Origin of the sequence: Pseudomonas sp. B21-059 (assembly GCF_026016285.1) — a bacterium.
Classification (GTDB): domain Bacteria; phylum Pseudomonadota; class Gammaproteobacteria; order Pseudomonadales; family Pseudomonadaceae; genus Aquipseudomonas; species Aquipseudomonas danubii.
The window spans coordinates 3,103,896-3,126,048 of record NZ_CP087201.1 but is presented as its reverse complement, the minus strand read 5'-3'; the positions used below and the strand labels follow the sequence as shown (position 1 = coordinate 3,126,048).

At 63.5% G+C, this 22,153-nt stretch carries 18 protein-coding genes; 12 read left to right on the top strand and 6 right to left on the bottom strand.

Features of this window, described 5'->3' with window-relative positions; genetic code table 11:
• Positions 1 to 569: 569 nt before the first annotated feature.
• Together LOY69_RS14310 and LOY69_RS14305 are read left to right on the top strand one after the other, a co-directional pair.
• Positions 570 to 2,072, top strand: coding sequence for an ATPase domain-containing protein (locus LOY69_RS14310; protein WP_102879594.1), 1,503 nt, complete (start codon positions 570 to 572; stop codon positions 2,070 to 2,072).
• On the top strand, positions 2,069 to 3,739 hold the full coding sequence (locus LOY69_RS14305; protein WP_265074794.1) for a response regulator: 1,671 nt from the start codon (positions 2,069 to 2,071) through the stop codon (positions 3,737 to 3,739). Before LOY69_RS14310 ends, LOY69_RS14305 begins: the two co-directional genes overlap by 4 nt.
• An 8-nt stretch (positions 3,740 to 3,747) precedes the next feature.
• On the opposite strand, the gene LOY69_RS14300 is transcribed toward LOY69_RS14305, so the two are convergent.
• The 5 genes from LOY69_RS14300 to LOY69_RS14280 form a co-directional block, all read right to left on the bottom strand.
• On the bottom strand, positions 3,748 to 4,125 hold the full coding sequence (locus LOY69_RS14300; protein WP_265074793.1) for a response regulator: 378 nt from the start codon (positions 4,123 to 4,125) through the stop codon (positions 3,748 to 3,750).
• A gap of 78 nt (positions 4,126 to 4,203) precedes the next feature.
• Complete coding sequence (locus LOY69_RS14295; RefSeq protein WP_102879596.1) at positions 4,204 to 5,400, bottom strand: hybrid sensor histidine kinase/response regulator; 1,197 nt, start codon at positions 5,398 to 5,400, stop codon at positions 4,204 to 4,206.
• On the bottom strand, positions 5,394 to 5,999 hold the full coding sequence (locus LOY69_RS14290) for a chemotaxis protein CheB (protein ID WP_265074792.1): 606 nt from the start codon (positions 5,997 to 5,999) through the stop codon (positions 5,394 to 5,396). Before LOY69_RS14290 ends, LOY69_RS14295 begins: the two co-directional genes overlap by 7 nt.
• Positions 5,996 to 6,838: a CheR family methyltransferase gene (locus LOY69_RS14285; RefSeq protein ID WP_222933699.1), complete on the bottom strand. Its 843-nt coding sequence runs from the start codon at positions 6,836 to 6,838 to the stop codon at positions 5,996 to 5,998. The genes LOY69_RS14290 and LOY69_RS14285 overlap by 4 nt, the downstream gene beginning before the upstream one ends.
• On the bottom strand, positions 6,811 to 10,305 hold the full coding sequence (locus LOY69_RS14280; protein ID WP_110651810.1) for a response regulator: 3,495 nt from the start codon (positions 10,303 to 10,305) through the stop codon (positions 6,811 to 6,813). Before LOY69_RS14280 ends, LOY69_RS14285 begins: the two co-directional genes overlap by 28 nt.
• A 253-nt stretch (positions 10,306 to 10,558) precedes the next feature.
• Here LOY69_RS14280 and LOY69_RS14275 point away from each other — a divergent pair, with 253 nt between their 5' ends.
• From LOY69_RS14275 to LOY69_RS14240, 8 genes are all read left to right on the top strand, one after another.
• The gene (locus tag LOY69_RS14275; protein ID WP_102865187.1) at positions 10,559 to 10,918 is read left to right on the top strand and encodes a response regulator; all 360 of its coding nucleotides are present in this window, start codon (positions 10,559 to 10,561) and stop codon (positions 10,916 to 10,918) included.
• Between the two features lie 85 nt (positions 10,919 to 11,003).
• On the top strand, positions 11,004 to 12,302 hold the full coding sequence (locus LOY69_RS14270) for a glycosyltransferase (RefSeq protein ID WP_265074791.1): 1,299 nt from the start codon (positions 11,004 to 11,006) through the stop codon (positions 12,300 to 12,302).
• Positions 12,303 to 12,482: 180 nt separating this feature from the next.
• Positions 12,483 to 13,388, top strand: coding sequence for an AraC family transcriptional regulator (locus tag LOY69_RS14265; RefSeq protein WP_102865190.1), 906 nt, complete (start codon positions 12,483 to 12,485; stop codon positions 13,386 to 13,388).
• A 220-nt stretch (positions 13,389 to 13,608) separates the two neighbouring features.
• Positions 13,609 to 14,457 (top strand): iron uptake transporter permease EfeU, encoded by an 849-nt coding sequence (gene efeU / locus LOY69_RS14260; protein WP_265074790.1) that lies wholly within the window; start codon positions 13,609 to 13,611, stop codon positions 14,455 to 14,457.
• A 10-nt stretch (positions 14,458 to 14,467) separates the two neighbouring features.
• Positions 14,468 to 15,667: an iron uptake system protein EfeO gene (gene efeO, locus LOY69_RS14255; RefSeq protein WP_265074789.1), complete on the top strand. Its 1,200-nt coding sequence runs from the start codon at positions 14,468 to 14,470 to the stop codon at positions 15,665 to 15,667.
• Between the two features lie 15 nt (positions 15,668 to 15,682).
• Complete coding sequence (efeB, locus tag LOY69_RS14250) at positions 15,683 to 16,996, top strand: iron uptake transporter deferrochelatase/peroxidase subunit (protein WP_265074788.1); 1,314 nt, start codon at positions 15,683 to 15,685, stop codon at positions 16,994 to 16,996.
• A gap of 35 nt (positions 16,997 to 17,031) precedes the next feature.
• Positions 17,032 to 17,856: an iron uptake system protein EfeO gene (efeO, locus tag LOY69_RS14245; protein ID WP_265074787.1), complete on the top strand. Its 825-nt coding sequence runs from the start codon at positions 17,032 to 17,034 to the stop codon at positions 17,854 to 17,856.
• Between the two features lie 235 nt (positions 17,857 to 18,091).
• Entirely contained in the window at positions 18,092 to 19,291 is a 1,200-nt protein-coding gene (locus LOY69_RS14240) for an MFS transporter (protein WP_110595577.1), read from the top strand.
• A 106-nt stretch (positions 19,292 to 19,397) separates the two neighbouring features.
• On the opposite strand, the gene pssA is transcribed toward LOY69_RS14240, so the two are convergent.
• A complete protein-coding gene (gene pssA, locus LOY69_RS14235; RefSeq protein WP_102865196.1) occupies positions 19,398 to 20,741 on the bottom strand; it encodes a CDP-diacylglycerol--serine O-phosphatidyltransferase in 1,344 nt (447 codons plus the stop codon).
• A gap of 235 nt (positions 20,742 to 20,976) precedes the next feature.
• On the opposite strand from pssA, the gene LOY69_RS14230 reads away from it, so the two are divergent.
• Positions 20,977 to 21,540 carry a TetR/AcrR family transcriptional regulator gene (locus tag LOY69_RS14230; protein ID WP_102865197.1) on the top strand — a complete coding sequence of 188 codons (564 nt, stop codon included), beginning with the start codon at positions 20,977 to 20,979 and terminating at the stop codon, positions 21,538 to 21,540.
• A 58-nt stretch (positions 21,541 to 21,598) separates the two neighbouring features.
• A complete protein-coding gene (locus LOY69_RS14225; RefSeq protein ID WP_016965720.1) occupies positions 21,599 to 22,078 on the top strand; it encodes a DUF1348 family protein in 480 nt (159 codons plus the stop codon).
• Positions 22,079 to 22,153 lie beyond the last annotated feature (75 nt).

Below are 22,153 nucleotides of genomic sequence, written 5' to 3'. Positions count from 1 at the left end.
TGCGAAAAGGCCCGCAGGGCCTTGCCTGACGATCCCCAGCCAAACCTTTGCCGCCCTCAAGATCCCCGCGCCTGCTACGTCGGCATGCCGCCCAAGCCGTTCGCAGCCTGCGGCAGCGGCTACAAGAGCCCGCACAAAACCTGTAGCCGCTGCCGAGCCTGCGAGGCTGCGAAAAGGCCCGCAGGGCCTTGCCTGGCGATCTCCAGCCAAACCTTTGCCGCCCTCAAGATCCCCGCGCCTGCTGCGTCGGCATGCCGCCCAAGCCGTTCGCAGCCTGCGGCAGCGGCTACAAGAGCCAGCACAAAACCTGTAGCCGCTGCCGAGCCCGCGAGGCTGCGAAAAGGCCCGCAGGGCCTTGCCTGGCGATCCCCAGCCAAACCTTTGCCGCCCTCAAGATCCCCGCGCCTGCTACGTCGGCATGCCGCCCAAGCCGTTCGCAGCCTGCGGCAGCGGCTACACAACAAAAGGTTGAACCGTGGCAACGGCAGACGGTCAAGTGATTTATCAGCGATATCAAGGCGTTCGTCGCCATCGCCGATCACCTGGACCTATATGTGCGAGGGCATTGTTTGTCGACCTCATCTGCGTTGCTCAGCGAAAAAGCCGCCACTGGCGTCGAAGGCCTGGACGATATTCTCTCTGGCGGATTATCACGCAGCCATGTATTCCTGCTGGAAGGCGAACCCGGCACCGGCAAGACCACCGTGGCCTTGCATTTTCTGCGTGCCGGCGCCCTGGCCGGTGAGCGCTGCCTGTACATCACCCTCTCGGAAACCGAGCGCGAACTGCGCCAGGGCGCCCAGTCCCACGGCTGGCAGCTGGACCACAACATCCACATCTTCGAGCTGACCCCACCGGAAAGCCTGCTCAATGCCGAGCACCAGCAAAGCCTGCTGTATTCCTCGGACCTGGAGCTGGGGGAAGCCACCCGGCAGATCTTCGACGTGGTGGAACGGGTCAAGCCAACGCGGGTGGTGCTCGACAGCCTCTCGGAAATCCGCCTGCTGGCACAGAGTTCCCTGCGCTACCGGCGACAGATCCTGGCGATCAAGCACTACTTCGTGCGCTATGACGCCACCGTACTGCTACTGGACGACCTGACCACCGAATCCCTGGACAAGACCGTGCACAGCGTGGCCCACGGGGTGATCCGCCTGGAAGAGCTGACCCCCAGCTACGGCGCCGAGCGCCGGCGCGTCCGGGTGGTGAAATACCGTGGCCAGAAGTACCGCGGCGGCTTCCATGATTTCACCATCATGGGCGACGGGGTCCATGTCTTCCCAAGGCTGGTGGCTGCCGAACACCGGGGCCGCAACGAGCGCCTGACCCTGACAAGCGGCATTGCGGAAATGGACGCGCTCCTGGGAGGCGGCATCGAAAGCGGCTCCAGCACCCTGATCCTCGGCCCCGCCGGTACCGGCAAATCGCTTATTTCGATGATCTTCGCCGCGGCCGCCGTGGCCCGGGGCGAGAAAGCCGCGCTGTTCATCTTCGACGAAGAGCTGGGGTTGCTGTTGGAACGCATGCGCAACATGGGCATCGACCTGGAGGCCCTGCAAGCCACCGGCAATCTGGTGATCGAGCAAGTGGACGCCGCAGAACTGTCCCCGGGGGAACTGTCCTACCGGGTCCGGCGCTGTGTCGACCAACAACGGATCAAGACCGTGGTGATCGACAGCATCAACGGCTACCAGGCGGCCATGCCCGAGGAAAACGCCCTGGTGCTGCACATGCACGAACTGCTGCTGTACCTCAACCGCCAGGGCGCCGCGACCTTCATGACCGTGGCCCAGCATGGCCTGGTGGGCGACATGCAGGCCCCGGTGGACATCACCTACCTGGCGGACACCGTGGTCCTGCTGCGCTACTTCGAGGCCCTGGGCAAGGTGCGTCGGGCCATCTCCATCATCAAGAAACGCACCGGCAGCCACGAGTCCACCATCCGTGAATACCGCATCGGCGCTCGCGGGCTGACCATCGGCGAACCCCTGGAAGCCTTCCAGGGCGTACTGCGCGGCGTGCCCACCTACCTGGGCGAAAGCAAACCGCTGCTTCGGGACGAGGGGCGATGACCCAGGACCTGGCATTTTCCGAACGCGCCCTGGTGCTTACGCCCCACGGCCGTGACAGCCAGCTGGCGCAGATGATGCTCAACGAGGCGGGATTTCGCAGCCTGATCTGCCCGGACCTGCCGGCCCTGTGCGCAGAGCTGGAGCACGGCGCCGGGCTGCTGATCATCGCCGCCGAGGCTTTGCGCGGGGTCGACCTGGCCCCCCTGCTGCGCCATCTGCAACAACAACCGGCCTGGTCCGACCTGCCCATCGTGCTGCTGACCCAGCACGGCGGTCCGGAGCAGAACCCGGCCTCAGGCTTCAGCGTGCCCCTGGGCAACGTCAGCTTCCTCGAACGGCCCTTCCATCCGGCCACCCTGATCAGCCTGGTCAGCGCCGCCCTGCGCGGACGCCGTCGCCAATACGAAGCCCGGGACCGGCTGATCGACCTGAGCCAGAGCGAACTGCGCCTGCAATGCACCCTGGAAACCCTGGAACAGCAGGTGCAGGAGCGCACGGCGCAACTGCGGCACAACGAGGAAGCCCTGCGCCAGTCGCAAAAGATGGAAGCCGTGGGCCAGCTCACTGGCGGCATCGCCCATGACTTCAACAACATGCTCACCGGCATCATCGGCAGCCTGGAGCTGCTGCGCCGGCGCCTGGCCCGGGGCCGCACCGAAGACCTGGACCGACTGATCGACCTGGGGGTCACCTCGGCCAATCGCGCCGCCGGCCTGACCCATCGCCTGCTGGCCTTCTCCCGGCGCCAGTCGCTGGACTCCAAGCCAGTGGAAATGAATGCCCTGGTGACGTCCATGGGCGAACTGCTGCAACGCAGCCTCAGCGAAAGCATCCAGCTGGACATGCAGCTGTGCCCGCAACTGTGGATCGCCGAGGCCGACCCCAACCAGCTGGAAAGCGCCCTGCTCAATCTGGTCCTCAACGCCCGGGATGCCATGCCCAATGGCGGCCGGCTGCTGGTGGAAACCCTCAATCAGCACCTGGGCCCGGACTTCACCCAGGCCCACGACAACCTCGAACCCGGCGACTACGTGCTGCTGCGAGTCAGCGACAACGGCTGCGGCATGCCCGACGCCATCATCCATCGGGTGTTCGACCCCTTCTTCACCACCAAACCCATCGGCCAGGGCACCGGGCTCGGGCTGTCGATGATCTATGGCTTCAGCAAGCAGTCCCACGGCCACGTGTCCCTCAACAGCACCCTGGGCCGGGGCACCGAGGTCAGCCTGTACCTGCCGCGCTATCGGGGCAGTGCGGAGCTGGATGAACAGCCGCTGGAGCACCAGTCGGGCACCGCACAGAACGGCGAAACGGTGCTGATCGTCGAGGATGATCCGGCGGTCCGGGTGCTGGTCAGCGCGGTACTCGGCGAGCTGGGCTACGCCTTTGTCGAAGCCGGCGACGCCCGCAGCGCCATGCCGATCCTCGATTCGGGGCAACGCATCGATCTATTGATCAGCGATGTGGGCTTGCCGGGCATGAACGGCCGGCAACTGGCGGAGATCGGGCGGCAGATCCGCCCGCAACTGAAAGTCCTGTTCATCACCGGCTACGCCGAGCACGCCGCCGCCCGGGGCGGCTTCCTCGACCCCGGCATGCAACTGATCACCAAGCCCTTCACCTTCGACCTGCTGACCGCCAAGGTGCAGGAGATGATCCGCGACTGAGGACCGGCTCAAGCCAGCAGTTGCTGGATCTGCTCCTGCAGGCTGCTGAGGTCGAAGGGCTTGGCCAGGATCGGTGCCTTGCGGGTGATGGGGCTGCCGCATTCGAGGATTTCGTTGGGATAGCCGCTGATGAAAATCACCTTGAGGTCCGGGCGCAGCTTCACTGCCGGCTCAGCGATCATCACCCCGGTAATGCCGCCGGGCAGCCGGTAGTCGGTGATCATCACATCCAGGTGCGGCTTGCTGGCCAGGATCTCGAACGCCTGCTCGCCATTTTCCGCCTGGAGTACCCGGTAGCCCAGGCCCGACAGATAGTCGGCCAGCAGCATCAGGATGACGGGTTCATCTTCGACGATCAGTACGACGTCTTGTGCATCTTCACTCATGGAAAACCTTTGCTCGATCAATTGCTGCTGTTACGACCATTGGGTCACGCAGAGGTTGCGTGAGCATTACGCTTTTAGTCATTCGTCGGTCGTCGACAAGGGCAGGCTCACGCGAAACAGCGCGCCCTCGCCAATCCGGCTTTCAACACTGATGGTGCCGCCATGGGCAGTGACGATCTGCTCGGAAATAAACAGCCCAAGCCCAAGGCCCGCCGCCACGTGGCTGGCGCTGACCCGCTCGAACTGCTGGAAAATTCGCTTCTGGTTCTCTTCGCTGATGCCAATCCCATGATCGCGCACCTCGACCCGGGCCTCGCCGTCCTGGGCATAGACCCGGACTTGGATGGGGCTCTTGGCGCCGTAGCGCAAGGCATTGGTCAGCAGATTGGAAATCACCTGTTCGATGCGGAATTCGTCCCAGTGGCCTTGCAACGGCTGCTCGGCTTCCAGGCTCAGGGACGATTGCGCAGCTTCCACCTGGGGCGCGAAGTTTTCCACCAACCCGCGTACCAACTGCGCCAGGTCAAACCGGGACGGGCGAATCGACAGCTTGCCAGTGCGAATCCGCGAGATGTCCAGCATGTCTTCGATCAGGCGGATCAGGCTTTTGATCTGGCGCTCGTCGCGATCCACCATGGCGTGCATCTTGTCCAGGCTGAAGGCGGCAGCGTTCTCCCGGGCCAGGTGCATCTTGCGCAGCTGGGTTTCCAGGATCAGGCCATTGAGGGGCGTGCGCACTTCATGGGCGACGATGGACATGAAGTCATCGCGCATGCGCACCGCCTGCTCCAGCTCGTTCTGGGTGGCCTGAAGCTTGTTGAGCAACGCCTCCTGCTCACGCCGGCTCTGCTCCAGGGCCTCGACCTGCTGCTTCATGGCCTTGCTCTGGCGGTACAGGTCGACGAACACATTGACCTTGCTCTTCACCGCGTGGATGTCCAGGGGCTTGTGCAGGAAGTCCACCGCCCCGCTCTCGTAGCCCTTGAAGGCGTAGTTGAGCTCGCGTCCGGCGGCACTGACGAAAACGATGGGGATGTGCTTGGTCTTCTCGGTGCCGCGCATCAACTCGGCCAGCTCGAAGCCATTCATGCCCGGCATCTGTACATCAAGGATGGCCATGGCGAACTCATGCTGGAGCAGCAGCGACAAGGCCTCGTCGGCCGACAGCGCCTTGTACACCAGGCGGTCCTCGCGCTTGATCAGCGCTTCCAGGGCCAGCAGGTTCTCCGGCAGATCGTCGACGATCAGCAGCTTGGCTTGAATAGTACTTAACATGAGGTTCGTTCCAGCTCGGCAAGCAGACGGCTGATGCCGCGCAAAGGGAGAATGTAATCCGGTTGCTGCAGGGCCAGGGCCGCTTCCGGCATGGTCGCGACCTGGGCTTCGCGGGGGTCCTGGACAATGGTCAGGCCGCCCTGGCGCTTGATCTGCGCCAACCCCCAGGCGCCGTCCTGGTTGGCCCCGGTCAGCAGCACGGCGGCCAGGCTATTGCCGTAGGCATCCGCCGCGGATTCGAACAGGTAGTCGATAGCGGGACGGGAATGGTGCAGCCGCTCCTCCTGGCTCAGGGACAGGCTGCGGTCCTGCTCCACCGACAAGTGATAACCGGGGGCAGCGAAGTACAAGGTACCGGGGATTATCTGCTCCTTGTCCTCAGCCTCCTTCACCGACAGCGCCAGGCGCCGGTCGAAGATGTCCGCCAACTGGCTGCGACGCTCGTCCGGCAGATGCAGGACCACGATCACCGGCAGGCGAAAGTCCTGGGGAAAGTCACTGAACAGATTCAACAACGCCTCCACGCCACCGGCGGATGCGCCCACCACAACGGCCTCGACCCGTGGCCAGAGGTTGTGTCCGGCAGTCTGCTGGTTCATGTCTTGCGGTAGATCCGTTCTTGTTTGACCAAGGGTTCGAAGTGCTTGCCGTAGGCAGAAAAGTCCAGGGTCTCCTTGCTGCCCAGCACCAGGAAACCCCGGTGGCAGAGCGACTCATGGAACAGTCCGAAGGCCCGATCCTGCAATTTTTTATTGAAGTAAATCAATACGTTACGACATGAAATCAATTGAGTTTCAGAAAATACGCTGTCGGTCGCCAGGCTGTGGTCGGCGAAGGTCACGTTCTCCCGCAGGCTCTTGTCGAAGATCGCGTAGTCGTAGGCTGCGGTGTAGTAGTCGGCAAAGGAACGCTGGCCGCCGGCCTGCTGGTAGTTGTGGGTGTAGGCCCGCACGTTCTCCAGGGAGAAGATGCCTTGCTTGGCCTTCTCCAGGGAGCTGGGATTGATGTCCGTGGCATAGATGATGGTGCGTTCCAGCAGCCCTTCTTCGCGCAGCAGGATGGCCATGGAATAGACCTCTTCCCCGGTGCTGCAGCCGGCGATCCAGATCTTGATCGACGGGTAGGTCTTGAGCAGCGGCACCACCTCCTGGCGGATCGCCAGGAAGTGCGACGGGTCGCGAAACATCTCGCTCACCGGAATGGTCAGGAACTGCAGCAATTGCATGAACGCCGTCGGGTCGTGCAGCACCCGCTCCTGCAGCGCGGAAATGGTCTTGCACTCGAACTGACGCAAAGCGTGGTTGACCCGGCGCTTGATCGAAGCACCGGAGTAGTCGCGGAAGTCGTAGCTGTATTTGAGATAAATAGCTTCGATCAGCAAACGCAGTTCGATCTCGGTATTACGCTCCACTAAATTCTTTCCATCTTCGGCAGCCATACGCGGATAAGGGAAAACAGCCGGTCCAGGTCAATGGGCTTGGCCAGGTAGTCGTTGGAGCCGGCCTGCAGGCAGCGCTCCTGGTCATCCTTCATGGCCTTGGCGGTCACGGCGATGATGGGCAGCTTGCGCCAGCGCGGGTCCTTGCGGATCTGCACCGTGGCTTCGAAACCGTCCATCTCCGGCATCATCACGTCCATCAGCACCAGGTCGATATCCTCGACTTCATTGAGTCTGGCGATGGCTTCATGGCCGTTACGGCCGATCACCACCACCGCGCCCTTGTGTTCCAGGGCGCTGGTCAAGGCAAAGATGTTGCGCACGTCATCATCCACCAGGAGGATCTTGCGCCCCTCGAAGACCTTGTCGCGGCTGCGGGCGGTCTTGAGCATCTTCTGCCGCTCATGGGACAACTGGGATTCGACTTTGTGCAGAAACAACGTCACTTCATCCAGCAGGCGCTCCGGCGAGCGGGCGCCCTTGATGATGATCGAACGGGAATACTTGCGCAGCTCGGTCTCTTCATCCCGGGTCAGGTTGCGCCCGGTATAGACGATCACCGGCGGGAAGGAGCAGATGTCCTCGGTGGACATGCGCTTGAGCAGATCGTTGCCGAGCATGTCCGGCAGCTTGAGGTCGATGACCATGCAGTCGTAGACATTCTCGCGCAGCAGGTCCAGGGCATCCTGGGCCAGGCCCACGGCGGTGATCTCGATATCGTCGTCGCCGATCAGCCGGGCAATGCTGTCGCGTTGCAGGTCGTCGTCCTCCACCAGCAGCACGCGCTTGACCTTCTGCGTCAGCTTGGCTTCCAGGCGGGCGAAGACGTCCTTGAGCTCCTCGCGGGTGGTGGGTTTCACCGCGTAGCCCACGGCGCCCATGTGCATGGCCGCTTCCACCCGGTCTTCCACCGAGATCACGTGCACCGGGATATGCCGGGTCTGGGCATGTTCCTTGAGGCGTTGGAGCACGGTCAGGCCGGAATGGTCGGGCAGGCGCATGTCCAGCAGGATGGCGTCCGGGATGTACTGCTCGGCCAGGCTGTAGCCCTCGTCGGCGCCATGGGCCACCAGGCAGTGGTAACCCAGTTCGTGGGCCAGATCGAAGAGGATATGCGCAAAATTCGGCTCATCTTCCACCACCAGGATGCAGCGGCTGCTGAATGGGGCCTTGTCCCGGTCATCGGCAAAGCGCGGGATCTCACTGCCAGGCACTTCAGTCACCGGCAACGGCGCACTGGGTGCAACAGGCGCCGCCACCGGCATCATTGCAGGCGCTGGCGCCAGCACCGGCTCGGCCGCCTCGCTGTACTGCTCTGGCAGCACCAGCGTGAAAATGCTGCCCTGCCCCGGTTCACTGCTGACGCTGATGGAGCCCCCCAGCAAGGTCGCCAGATCCCGGGAGATCGACAGCCCCAGGCCAGTGCCGCCATAACGCCGGTTGGTGGTGCCGTCGGCCTGGCGGAAGGCTTCGAAAATGCTTTCCTGCTGGTCCTGGGCGATGCCGATCCCCGAATCCTGCACGACAAAGGCGATACCGCCCTCCGGCTGAGCACCAACGCTCAGGCTGACCTGGCCCCTTTCGGTGAACTTGACCGCGTTGGACAGCAGGTTCTTGAGTATCTGTTCGACCCGCTGGCGATCCGTGAACAGCCTCTGTGGCGCCCCCGGTTGCAGCTCCACCTTGAAGGCCAGGCCCTTGTCCGCGGTCAACGGCTGGAACAGGCTGCGCAAGCCGTCCACCAGGCGCGGCACGCTGGCATTTTCCGGACGCACTTCGAGCTTGCCCGCCTCGACCTTGGAGATATCCAGGATGTCATTGATCAGGTTCAGCAGGTCGTTGCCGGCGGAATAGATCGACTCGGCGAACTTGACCTGCTCGGCAGTGAGGTTCTCCTGGGGGTTTTCCGCCAGCAACTTGGCCAGGATCAACGAACTGTTGAGCGGCGTGCGCAGTTCGTGGGACATGTTGGCGAGGAATTCGGACTTGTACTTGCTGGAGCGCTGCAGTTCTTCGGCGCGCTCTTCAAGCTGGGTCTGCGCCTCGTTCAGCTCGCTGTTCTTGCGGTCCATGGCGTCGCGCTGCTCGGCCAGGATCTGCGCCTGCTCGGCCAACTGCTCGTTGGTCTGTTCCAGTTCCACCTGCTGCGTTTCCAGGTGCACCTGGGACTCCTTGAGAATCCGCGACTGCTCCTCCAACTCCTCGTTGGCGGTCTTCAATTCTTCCTGCTGCACCTGCAACTCTTCGTTGAGCTGCTGGGTTTCGGCCAGCACTTCCTGAAGGCGCTGGCGGTAGCGCGCGGCTTCGATGGAGGTGCCGATATTGCCGGCAATCAGCTCCAGCAACTCCACATCGCGATCGCTCAGCGCCCGCAGGAAGCCCAGCTCGATCACGCCATTGACCCGGTCGTCATCACGGGTCGGCACCACCAGCACGCTGCGCGGCGCGCCCTCGCCCAGGCCGGAGCTGACCTTGAAGTAATCCACCGGCACATCGTCCAGGCGGATCAGGCGCTTGTGCTGCGCGGCCTGGCCCACCAGGCCCTCATCGCCATACAGCGACTGCTCTTGCTGCTCCAGCTCACGGGAAAATCCATAAGAAGCCACACGCTTGAGGCCGCCGTGATCTTCACGGACATACAGCGCCGCCACCGGTGTCCCCAGGTAATGGGCGCAGAACTGGAGGATATTGCGCCCCAGCAGGTTCAGGGTCAGTTGGCCGAGCATCTGTTCGGCCAGTTCGGTCTGGCCGTTGCGCAGCCAGGCCTGCTGTTCCAGGCGCCGGGCGCTGTTTTCCTGGGCCTCGAGGTTGTCGCTGTAGCTTTTGGACAGCGCCAGCAGATCCCGACGCCCGACATAGGCCAGCAAGCCGCTGATGCCCACCACGAACAACAGGTACAGGATCACGCTGAAAATGGTGGTGCGGCTGACGCTCTCATTACGCTCCAGGCGCAACTGCTGCTCCATGCCCACCGCATCCTCGTATTCCTTGCGGATCTCGTCGGTCAGGCGCTTGCCCCGCCCGGCCTGCACCGCGCCACGGTAGTCGCCGTTCTGCCGACGCAGCTCGATCATGCTCAGGGAGAAGTTGTTCCACTCCAGCTGCAGGGCTTCCAGGCGCTTGAGGCGGTCGACCTGCTGCGGGTTGTCGGCGACCAGATCACGCAGCCCATTGAGCTCGCTGAGGATGCGTGGCTTGGCCACTTCATAAGGGTCGAGGAAATGCTCATCGCCGGTGATCAGGAAACCGCGCATGCCGGTTTCCAGGTCGATGGTCAGGCGCGCCGCCTCATTGAGATTGTTGATCACCCGGTCAGTGTGCTGCACCCACTGGATGACCGAGAGCAGGTAGGTGATCAGGGACACGAAAAAAACCGCGCTGAGCACGCCTACACCGAGGGGCAGGCTGATGTTGCGGGTCAGCAGCTTGCGAAAACTCTGTTCATCAACCGATGACGGACGGATCATTTGATGGACCTTGGCGCAGGAAAAAAAACGAAGTTTGCCCCACATTCGGCCATCGCAGCTATTTTTTATAACCCATGGGTTCACAACTGCGATTGGACCTGCCCTGGGACAAGGGAAGCGGTTATTCTTGCCGGCGCTTGTACAACAGCCTTTTTCTGTACAGCTTCGGGAACTTGTGGCCAGTCGCCACTTACTGATGCACAGGGCCGCCTGTCGCAGCGCCCCGTACCACCCATTTCTTGAGAGAGCCCCTATGCCCGCCAGCGTCTCCACCATCCTAGTCGTCGAAGACGATGCCATCGTGCGCATGCTGATTGTCGATGTTCTCGAAGAGCTCGAATTCAGCGTCCTGGAGGCTGATGGCAGTGACGCCGCGCTGAGCCTGCTGGAAAACCCGCAACAGACCATCGACCTGCTGATGACCGATGTCGGCCTGCCCGGCATGAACGGCCGTGAACTGGCCGAACGCGCCCGGCAACTGCGTCCGCACCTGCCGGTGCTGTTTGCCAGCGGCTATGCCGAGTCCATCGACGTGCCCGCCGGCATGTCGGTGATCGGCAAGCCCTTCTCTATCGACCAGTTGCGGGACAAGGTGCGCAGCATCCTCGGTTGAGCCCGGCGGCGGCCTGATCCGCCGCTGGCGCGCTGTGGTTTAATGGCGGCCTTTTTTTGCCCTTGCCTGCCAGGAATCGCCCCTCATGAGTCCCACCGCCGCAACCAAAGTCCTGATCATTGGTTACGTCTGGCCCGAACCCCGCTCCTCCGCCGCCGGCGGGCACATGATGCAGATCCTCCAGAGTTTCCTCGACCAGGGCTGGGAGCTGACCTTCAGCAGCCCGGCCAAAGAGGGCGAACACAAGGAGGACCTGGCGGCCTTGGGCATCCGCGAATGCCCTATCGAGCTCAACAACAGCAGTTTTGACCGCTTTGTCGCCGAACTGGCCCCGGACATCGTGCTGTTCGACCAGTTCATGATGGAGGAACAGTTCGGCTGGCGGGTCGAGCAACACTGCCCGAATGCCCTGCGGGTCCTGGAAACCTCGGATTTGCAATGCCTGCGCCATGCCCGGCATCAGCGCCTCAAGGATCACCTCAAGGCCTGCGCCGACGAAGATGACTTCAGCGCTCTGTTCACCCAGGCCGCGGCGCAAGAGTTCCAGCACATGGCCGACACCGACCTGGCCAAGCGCGAGATCGCCGCCATCTACCGCTGCGACCTGAGCCTGATGATCTCCGAGGTGGAGATCGAGCTGCTGGTGCAGCAGTTCCGCCTGCCTCCGGCGCTGCTGCACTGGTGCCCCTTGATGCTGGAACAACTGCCGCAGGACTTCCCGCCCTTCGAACAGCGGGCGCACTTCCTCAGCATCGGCAATTTCCGCCACGCGCCGAACTGGGACGCCGTGCTCTGGATGAAAAACCGCGTGTGGCCACTGATCCGCCAACAACTGCCCGGCGCCCAGTTGCACCTGTATGGCGCCTACACCCCGCCCAAGGCGGCAGCCCTGCACAACCCGGCCCAGGGCTTTTACATCATGAACTGGGCGCAAGACGCGCTGCAGGTGATGAGCGCCGCGCGGATCTGCCTGGCCCCCCTGCGTTTTGGCGCCGGGATCAAGGGCAAGCTGCTGGACGCCATGCTCTGCGGCACGCCCAGCGTCACCACGCCGGTGGGCAGCGAATCCATGTCCCAGGATGGCCTGCCCTGGCCGGGCGCGGTGGCCGAATCGGCCAGCGCCCTGGCGACCGCGGCCGTGCGCCTGTACCAGGACCAACAGTTGTGGGAACAGGCCCAGATCGATGGCCGGCGGTTGCTTGAAGCGCGCTACCGCCAGCAAGTCCACGGCCCGGCGCTGATCCAGCGCCTGCAAGACTGCCGCCAGCACCTGGAGCAGTTGCGCCGGGACAACTTCACCGGCGCCATGCTGCGACACCACCATCACAAGAGCACCCAATACATGGCGCAATGGATCGAAGCCAAGAACCGCCCTGCCCCATGACCCCCTGCTCCTACGGGCGAGACACGCAAACTCCCTGTAGGAGTCGGCTTGCCGGCGAAGAGGCCCGCAAGCCCTGCATCGCCCTCATGGACCTCTTCGCTGGCAAGCCAGCTCCTACTGGTGCGCGGGCGGGGCACAAGGCATTATCAGCGCGGCCAACAACAAGAACAGTCCCGCGCCATGAGTCGAACCGGCAAGATCAGCGACCCCTCCTACGAGTTGATGGACGACCATAACGGCCTGTCTATCATCTATCGCCAGCACGGCTTCCCCTGCCCCCTGGTGCGCTGGCACTTCCACAAGGAATACGAACTGCACCTGATCGTCGCCAGCTCCGGCAAGGTGTTCATCGGCGACTACATTGGCAACTTCTATCCGCAGACGCTGTTCCTGACCGGCCCCAACCTGCCCCACAACTGGATCAGCCAGGTGGCCGAGGACGAGGTCGTGGCCAAGCGCGACATGCTGGTGAACTTCACCGACGAACTGTTCGACAGCGGCAGCCAGGTGTTCACCGAACTGAAGAACCTCAGCCCACTGCTGGAGCGGGCGCAATACGGTATCGAGTTCCGCTGCAAGCACACCATCGCCCAGGCCCTGCCCCTGATGCAGCGCATTGCCGATTCCAGCGGCATCACCCGCCTCGGCCACTTTTTCATCCTCATGGAACTGCTGGCGGCCTGCGACGACTATCAACTGCTGTCCGGCGCCACCCGCGTGCAACTGGCGGATGAACACAGTGTCGACCGCACCAACCGTGCCGTGGACTACATCTTTGCCCACTACGCCCGAGAACTGCCCCTGGAGGAAGTGGCCCAGTACCTGGGGATGAAGCCCACCTACTTCTCCCGGGTGTTCAAACAGGCCACGGGGCGCTGCTTCATCGAGTTCGTCAATCGCCTGCGGATCAGCAAATCCTGCGAACTGCTGGCCGATGGCGACAAACCGGTGACCGACGTGTGCTTCGAGTCTGGATTCAACAACATCTCCAACTTCAATCGCCGCTTCCAGCAACTCAAGGGCATGACCCCTTCCCATTACCGCCGCCTGGCGGTGCAACGCCTGACCGAGCAGAACCTGGGCTGATCGCCCCGCCCCGTAGCAGTTGGCTTGCCAGCGAGGGCGGTCTAACGTCCTGCGCAGGGCTCGGGGGCCTCTTCGCCGGCAAGCCGGCTCCTACAGAGCGCGAACACTGGTAAATAAATCTCGTTCAGCTCAGGTTCAGCAGATGTCAATGATCTTCATTTGGCAATGAGTATCATTATGTTACAAGTTAGCTCCCTACCCATTGCCCCGCCGGTGCTGAATGCTTGTTCCATTTCTGATCATGCTGCGCGAAGGGATTGAAGCCGCGCTTATCGTTGGCATCATCGCCAGTTACCTGAAGCAGACCGGCCGTGGCCAGTGGATGCCCGCGGTGTGGATCGGAGTGTTTCTCGCCGCGGCCCTGGCCCTGCTGGTGGGCGGCGGCCTGGAGCTGATGAGCGCCGAATTCCCGCAAAAGCAGCAGGAACTCTTCGAGGGCATCGTCGGCCTGGTGGCCGTAGGCATTCTCAGTTCCATGGTGTTCTGGATGCGCAAGGTGGCGCGCTCGATCAAGCACTCCCTGCAAGCCTCCCTGGACCAGGCCCTGGCCGGCTCCCGGCATCAGATCACGGCGCTGATCGCCATGGTGTTCTTCGCCGTCGCCCGGGAAGGCCTGGAAACCGTGTTCTTCCTGCTGGCGGTGTTCCAGCAGAGCGAAGGCCCGGGCGCGCCGCTCGGCGCCCTGCTGGGGCTGATCGTGGCGATCATCGTCGGTTTCCTGATCTATACCGGCAGCATGCGCTTGAACCTCGCCGCCTTCTTCCGCTGGACCGGACTGTTCATCCTGGTGGTGGCCGCCGGCATCCTCGCCAACTCGGTGCAGGCCCTGCATGAAGCCGGGGTCTGGAACCACCTGCAGAGCGTGCTCTTCGATGTCAGCGCCAGCCTGCCCATGGATGGCCCTTTGGGCTCGGTGCTGGCCGGCATGTTCGGCTACCAGGACGCCCCCACCCTCAGCACCTTAGGCGCCTATGTGCTGTACCTGGGCGTGACCCTGGTGCTGTTCTTCCTGCCCGGTGGCGCCCTGGCCAAGGCGCCCGGCTCAGCATCTTCCGTTTCCAGTCAGTAAGGCTCCCTCAATGACCCAGCAAGCCTCTACCCAGGCCTCGCCGCCCCGCGCCTTGCGCTGGGCGGTTGCCGGCTCGGTGATCGTCATGATCGCCGCCGGCGGGCTGTTCTATTACGCCTCGCAACGGGCCGCCAGCAAGCGCCAGGCCCACCAGGGCGAAATCACCGTGACTCTCCATCCCCACAGCTGTGAACCCAACGCGCTGACGGTGCCGGCAGGCCACGCCAGCTTTCGCATCGTCAACCGCTCGGACCGCGCCGTGGAATGGGAAATCCTCGATGGCGTGCTGGTGGTCGAGGAGCGGGAGAACATCGCTCCGGGCCTGAGCCAGGTGATCAACGCCACCCTGCAACCGGGCGACTACGCCATTACCTGCGGGCTGTTGAGCAACCCGCGCGGCACCCTGCACGTGACCCCGACCGCGCAGTCCGAGGCCCAGGCCAAGGCCCGGCCTTCGATGGTGGCCTTTATCGGCCCACTGGCGGAATTCCGGGTTTACCTGAGCACCCAAGGCGGTGCCCTGATCAAGGCGGTGAACGCTCTGCAACAGGCCATCGATGCCGGTGACCTGAAGCAGGCCCAAGCCCTGTACCTGCCGGCCCGCGCCGCCTACCAGCAACTGGCCCCGGCCGCCCAGCGCCTGGCCGAGCTGGACAACGCCATCAACGCCCGCGCCGACTATTTCGAACAGCGGGAACAGGACCCGGGCTTCAGTGGCTTCCACCGCCTGGAATACGGCCTGTTCCAGAAACGCGACCTGGACGGCCTGGCTCCGGTCGCGAAGCAGCTGTCCAGCAACGTCTCGCGCCTCAAGGAGCAACTGCTGGCCCAAACCCTGGCGCCGGAACAACTGGTGAGCATCGTCGCACGCAACCTGCGCAGCCTTGCCGACCTGCGGGCCAGCAGCGGCGAGGAAGAACGCTACAGCCACAGCGACCTCAACGGCTTTGCCGCCAACCTGGCAACCACCCGCAAGGTCATCGACCTGCTGCGCCCCTTGCTGGCCAAGTCCGCTGCCCGGTTGTTGCCCCAGGTCGACAACGCCACCAATGCACTGGACACCCGGCTCGCCAGCCTGCGCGACGGCGCCGGCTACCTGGACTACGACAAGGTCAGCGCCGCACAACGCAAAGAGATCGCCGACAAGGCCAAGGCCCTGGCCGACGCTCTCGACGCCATCGATCCCGCACTCGGCCTCTCCGGCCTGTAACCTGACGAGTTTTCAATGAACGATTCCGATCCATCCAACCCGTGCTTTTCCGCCCAGCGCCGGCGCGTGCTGCTGGGCATGGGCGCCGCCGGCATGGCCCTGGCCGGCAGCAGCCTGAGTGGCCCGGCCATGGCCGCCGGCGCCGCAGCCCAGGTCACCCAGGCCCCCAGCAGCGACAGGACCCAGGACCGCCACGACTACCACGGCCAGCACCAGAGCGGCATCGTCACCCCGCGCCCGACCTCGGGCATGCTGGTGTCCTTCGATGTGCTGGCCAGCGACCGCGATGACCTGGAGCGACTGTTCCGTACCCTCGACGAACGCATCGCCTTTCTCATGAGCGGGGGGCCGGTGGCCCAGGTCGACCCGAAACTGCCGCCCCTGGATTCCGGCATCCTCGGCCCGGTAGTGACCCCGGACAACCTGACCATCACCGTGTCGGTGGGCGAATCGTTGTTCGACGAACGTTTTGGCCTGGCCGCCGCCAAACCCAAGCGCCTGATCCGCATGGTGGGTTTTCCCAACGATGCCCTGGAGCCGGCCTGCTGCCATGGCGACCTGAGCCTGCAGTTCTGCTCCAACACCGCCGACACCAATATCCACGCCCTGCGCGACATCGTGAAGAACCTCCCCGACCTCTTGCTGGTGCGCTGGAAGCAGGAAGGCAGCGTGCCGCCCCAGGCGCCGGCCAAGCCCGGGGAGCCAGCGCAGAGCGCGCGCAACTTCCTGGGCTTTCGCGACGGCTCGGCCAACCCCGACTCCAATGACCAGCAAGCCATGCAGCAGATCGTCTGGGTCCAACCCGGCAGCGACGAACCGGCCTGGGCGGCTCACGGCAGCTACCAGGCGGTACGGATCATCCGCAATTTTGTCGAGCGCTGGGACCGCACCCCGCTGCAGGAGCAGGAAAGCATCATCGGCCGGATCAAGACCACGGGCGCGCCCATGGATGGCCAGAAAGAAAGCCAGGTCCCCGACTACGCCCGTGACCCCCACGGCAAGCTGACCAAGCTCGATGCCCACATCCGCCTGGCCAACCCGCGCACCCCACAGACCCGGCAGAACCTGATCCTGCGCCGGCCGTTCAACTACTCCAATGGGGTCAACAAGAACGGTCAGCTGGATATGGGCCTGCTGTTCATCTGCTACCAGGCGGACCTGGAAAAAGGCTTTATCGCGGTCCAGACCCGCCTCAACGGCGAGCCTCTGGAGGAGTACCTCAAGCCTACCGGTGGCGGCTACTTCTTCAGCTTGCCCGGGGTCACCGGCGCCGGCGATTTCATCGGTCGCTCGTTGCTCGAAGCCACCCGACCGAACACCACCGCCTGACCCCCATGACACTTCAACCCCCACGGAAAAGTCCCATGAAAAAGTCGCCCCTCGCTGTGTTGCTGACCCTTGGCTTGCTCCACGCTCCGCTGTCGGCGTTCGCCGCCGCTGCGCCCCTGGAGCTGGTGGGGCCGATCTCCGACTACAAGATCTACGTCACCGAGCAGCTCGATGAACTGGCCAGCCACACCCAGCAATTCACCGATGCGGTGAAACAGGGCGACCTGGCCAGCGCCAGGAAGCTCTACGCACCGACCCGGGTCTACTACGAGTCGATCGAACCCATCGCCGAACTCTTCAGCGACCTCGATGCCGCCATCGACTCCCGGGTCGACGACCACGAGCAAGGCGTCAAGGCCGAAGACTTCACCGGCTTCCACCGCCTGGAATATTCGCTGTTCTCGGAAAACAGCACCGAAGGCCTGGGCGAGCTGGCCGACGGCCTGAACAAGGACGTCAAGGACCTGCAGACCCGCGTCGCCGGCCTGACCTTCCCACCGGAAAAAGTCGTGGGGGGTGCCGCCGCCCTGCTGGAGGAAGTGGCCGCGACCAAGATCTCCGGAGAAGAAGACCGCTACAGCCACACCGACCTCTACGACTTCCAGGGCAACATCGACGGCGCAAAGAAAATCGTCGACCTGTTCCATGGGCAGATCGCGAAACAGGACCCGGCCTTTGTCGCCAAGGTGGACAAGAACTTCGCCACGGTGAACAAGATCCTCGCCAAGTACAAAACCCCGGACGGCGGCTTCATGACCTACGACAAGGTCAAGGAAAACGACCGCAAGGCCCTGATCGGTCCGGTCAACACCCTGGCCGAAGACCTCTCCACCCTGCGCGGCAAACTGGGCCTGAACTGAGCCCGCCCTCACCAGAGCCAGCTCATGCAGGAGTTGGCTGGTGCAGGAATTGGCTGGCCCGCCAAAGCGACGTCCAGAACAACACAGGCCCCAATTGCCTCTTCGTCCTGGTCGCCCGCTTCGCCGACAAGCCGGCGCCTGAAGGGTGCTGCCATCACCGACGCAGATAAGGCTGGGCGGTTGCCCGTTATCCCGATAACGTTCACGGCCCAACGGCTTTCATGGAAGACCCACTATGTCTCGCTCCACAGCAGCGGCCACGCCGCTGGCTGCCAAACCCTTCTCGCTGCTGCCGCTGATGGCCGCCTACATGGCCTGCACCATGTCGATGATGGCCTTCGTCTCGCTGATCGGCCCGATCTCCCGGGCCCTGCATCTGGAAACCTGGCATGCGGGCGCCGCCGTGACCGTTTCCGGGGTGATCTGGATGCTCCTGGCACGCCCCTGGGGCCAGGCCAGTGACCGCTTCGGCCGGCGTCGGGTGCTGTTGCTGGGCACCGCAGGCTTCACCCTCGCCTACTGGGCCCTGTGCCTGTTCATCGACCTGTCGTTGCAGTCGCTGCCCAGCGTCGCCATGGCCTTTCTCGGCCTGATGCTTGGCCGCGGGCTGATCGGCGCCTTTTATGCGGCGATCCCGGTGGGCGGCTTCGCCCTGATCGCCGATAACGTCGAACCCCAGCACCGCGCCCGCGCCATGGCCACCCTGGGCGCCGCCAACGCCGTGGGCTTGGTGGTGGGGCCTGCGGTGGCCGCCTTGCTGGCCCGCTACAGCCTCAGCCTGCCGTTCTACGCCATGGCGGTGCTGCCGCTGCTGGCATTTGTGGTGCTGCGCTACCAGTTGCCGCGCCAGGAACTGCACCTGGCCCATGCCCCGACGCGGGTGCGCCTGGGCGACCCACGGCTGCGCCGGCCCATGGTGGTGGCCTTTGTCGCCATGCTCTGTGTGTCGATTGCCCAGATCACCGTCAGCTTCTACGCCCTGGACCGTTTGCACATGAGCCCTGCCGATGCCGCCCAGACGGCCGGGGTGGCCCTGGCCATGGTCGGCGTGGCACTGATCTGCGCGCAGTTGGTGGTGCGCAAGCTGGAATGGCCGCCGCTGCGGATGATCCGCTACGGCGCCCTGCTGTCGGCGCTGGGCTATGCCGGCAGCATGCTGGTGGACAGCGCCTGGGGCCTGTGGCTGGCGTTCTTTGTCTCGGCGGCGGGCATGGGTGGGGTGTTTCCATCGTTCTCGGCCCTGGCAGCCAATGCCGTAGAGGCCTCGGAACAGGGCGCGACAGCTGGCAGCATCGGCGCGGCCCAGGGCCTGGGCGTGGTCATCGGCCCCATGGCCGGCAGCCTGATCTACGCCATCGAACCGCGCCTGCCCTACCTGCTCGCGGCGGTGTTGCTGGTACTGATCGCCATCTGGCCAACCCCCCGATCCCTGTAGCCGCTGCCGCAGGCTGCGAACGGCTCTGCAGGCGGCGTCGTTCTTCGGAACGCTGAAGGTCCTGCGGACCTTTGCGCAGCCTCGCAGGCTCGGCAGCGGCTACAGGCTACAGCATGCGGTAGAGCAGGCGTTCGATGCGCACCCGGCTGACCCGACGCAGGAACTTGCCCACCGCCTCGGGGTAGTCCACCAGGCTGTCCAGGTACTGGAAGTGCTCGATGCGCCGGGTATGGCGGTAGATCTCGGCCTGTTCGGCACGACGCGCCTCCAGCAACTCGCCCTTGGGATCGTCCAGCAACAGGGCGTTCTCCAGGTCCAGGCGGAAGGCCCGGGGATTGAGGTTGTTGCCGGTAAGCAAGGTGTAGCGCTCATCCACCCACAGGCCCTTGAGGTGGTAGGTGTTGTCGCCGTCACGCCACAGGTGCAGGTTGAGCAGGCCGCTGTCGATGACTTTCTGGTGGCGCTTGGCAAAGCGTCGCAGGCTGATCTCGTACAGGTAAGGCAGGGCCGCGATGACCTTGAACGGCTCGCTGGGCGGGATATAGAAGTCGTTGGCGGTCTTGTCGCCGACAATGATGTCGATCTTTACCCCGCGCTCCAGGGCCCGATTGATTTCCCGGGTCACCACCAAGGGCAGGTTGAAATACGGCGTGCAGATGGTCAGTTGCTGGCGGGCCCCGGCGATCAGTTCGCAGATGATCCGGTTCAGCGGGTTGCCCTTGCCGACGCCGAGCAACGGACTGACCGACAGCCCGCTTTTGTCCAGGCCACCAGCGGTGGTGTCGTAGGTGGCGTGCTTGAGGCGACTGCGCAGGTCGCCGATGTCGTTACGCAGACTGCGGGTGGTCGGCAGGTTCGGCAGGTCCAGGCGATGTACCGCCCGCGACGCCACCAGGCCGTGCTGCACCAGATGGTGCATGGAGTCGGCCAGGGCGCGGTTGTGCAGCAGGTGGTAACGGTCGAAGCGGTACTTGTCGAACTTGTGCAGGTACACGTTGTTCAGGCTGGCGCCGCTGTAGAGCACGCAATCGTCGATCACGAAGCCCTTGAGGTGCAGGACCCCGAACAGCTCCCGGGTCTGCACCGGCACGCCGTAGATCGGCACTTCGGTGGCATGGGTACGGGTCATTTCCTGATACCAGGCCGAGTTGCCCGGCTGCTTGCCGGCGCCGATCAGGCCGCGCTGGGCCCGCAGCCAGTCCACCACCACAAGCACCTCGAGTTCCGGGCGCGCGGCCTTGGCGGCATGCAGGGCATCGAGGATTTCCTGACCGGCCTCATCCTGCTGCAGGTACAGCGCGACGATATAGATGCGCCGCCGGGCCTGGGCAATTTGCTCCAGCAGAGTGCGACGAAATTGCGCAGCGCCAGTCAGAGTGGTGAAGGCTTCGGCAGCCAGGGGGAAGCTGCGCAGTTTGGGCAGCAAGGAACGTTTGAAAAGCGACGGCATAGGGCTCGCAGTGGCTCAAATCCAAAGAGCGCAAGAGCTTACACCATGGAACAGGCTGAGTCCCCTGTCAGCCCGTTCTGAAGTAACCGGCTTGCTGGCGCAAAGCATCTTGAGTCTTGCACTGCCCTGGAAATTACCTTGGCCGGCAAGCCAGCACCTGTGAGAAAGACCGCTGAATATAAAAGTTTGAATAACAGGATTGACCAAGGAGAACGATCGTTCTACTCTTTGCGCCATGAACGAAATCACTCCCTCTGAAACACGCGACATCATCCTCGACGTCACCGAGAAGCTGATCTACAAGAGCGGCATTGCCGCCACTGGCATGGATCTGTTGGTGAAGACCGCCGGGGTCTCGAGAAAGAGCGTCTATCGCTATTTCAGCAACAAGGACGAACTGGTGGTGGCCGCCCTGGAACGTCGCGACCAGCGCTGGATGCACTGGTACAGGACTGAAGTGGGCAAGGCCGAAGGCTCTGCACAGCGGCTGCTGGCGCTGTTCAGCGTACTCAGGGACTGGTTCGGGTCCGAAGGTTTCCGCGGCTGCGCCTTTATCAACACCAGCGGCGAGACCGGCGATCCCCAGGACCCGGTGCGCCAGGTGGCCAAACAACATAAACAGAAACTGCTCGATTACGTGACCGAGCTTTGCCAGGAACATGGCGTGCAACATCCAAAGGAACTGGCAGCGCAACTGCTGATCCTGATCGATGGCGCCATTACCGTTGCCCTTGTCATGGGCGATCACAGTGCTGCTGATAATGCGCAATGCATGGCGCGAAAGTTATTGGACCTCTGATTGTTTTAAACAAGAGCAACTGCTTTGTTTGAACAGCAACTTTTATTGGAGACAAGTCATGTCGTCTAACGCTCAAGTGCGCCCGCCCCTTCCACCTTTCACTCGCGAGTCGGCGATTGAAAAGATCCGTCTGGCCGAAGATGGCTGGAACTCCCGGGACCCGGAACGGGTATCCCTGGCGTATACCCTGGACACCCAATGGCGCAACCGCGCTGAGTTTGCCCACAACCGCGAAGAGGCCAAGGCCTTCCTCGCCCGCAAATGGGCCAAGGAACTGGATTACCGCCTGATCAAGGAACTCTGGGCCTTTACCGACAACCGCATCGCCGTGCGCTACGCCTATGAATGGCATGACGACTCGGGCAACTGGTTCCGCTCCTACGGCAACGAGAACTGGGAGTTCGACGAACAAGGGCTGATGGCCCGGCGTTTTGCCTGCGTCAACGACATGCCGATCAAGGCAACCGAGCGCAAATTCCACTGGCCCCTGGGCCGGCGCCCGGATGACCATCCAGGCCTCAGCGACCTGGGCCTGTAACCCACCCGCCCCCGTAGGAGCTGGCTTGCCAGCGAAAGCGTCCTCAAGCCTTGCACAAGACCCAGGGGCCCTTTC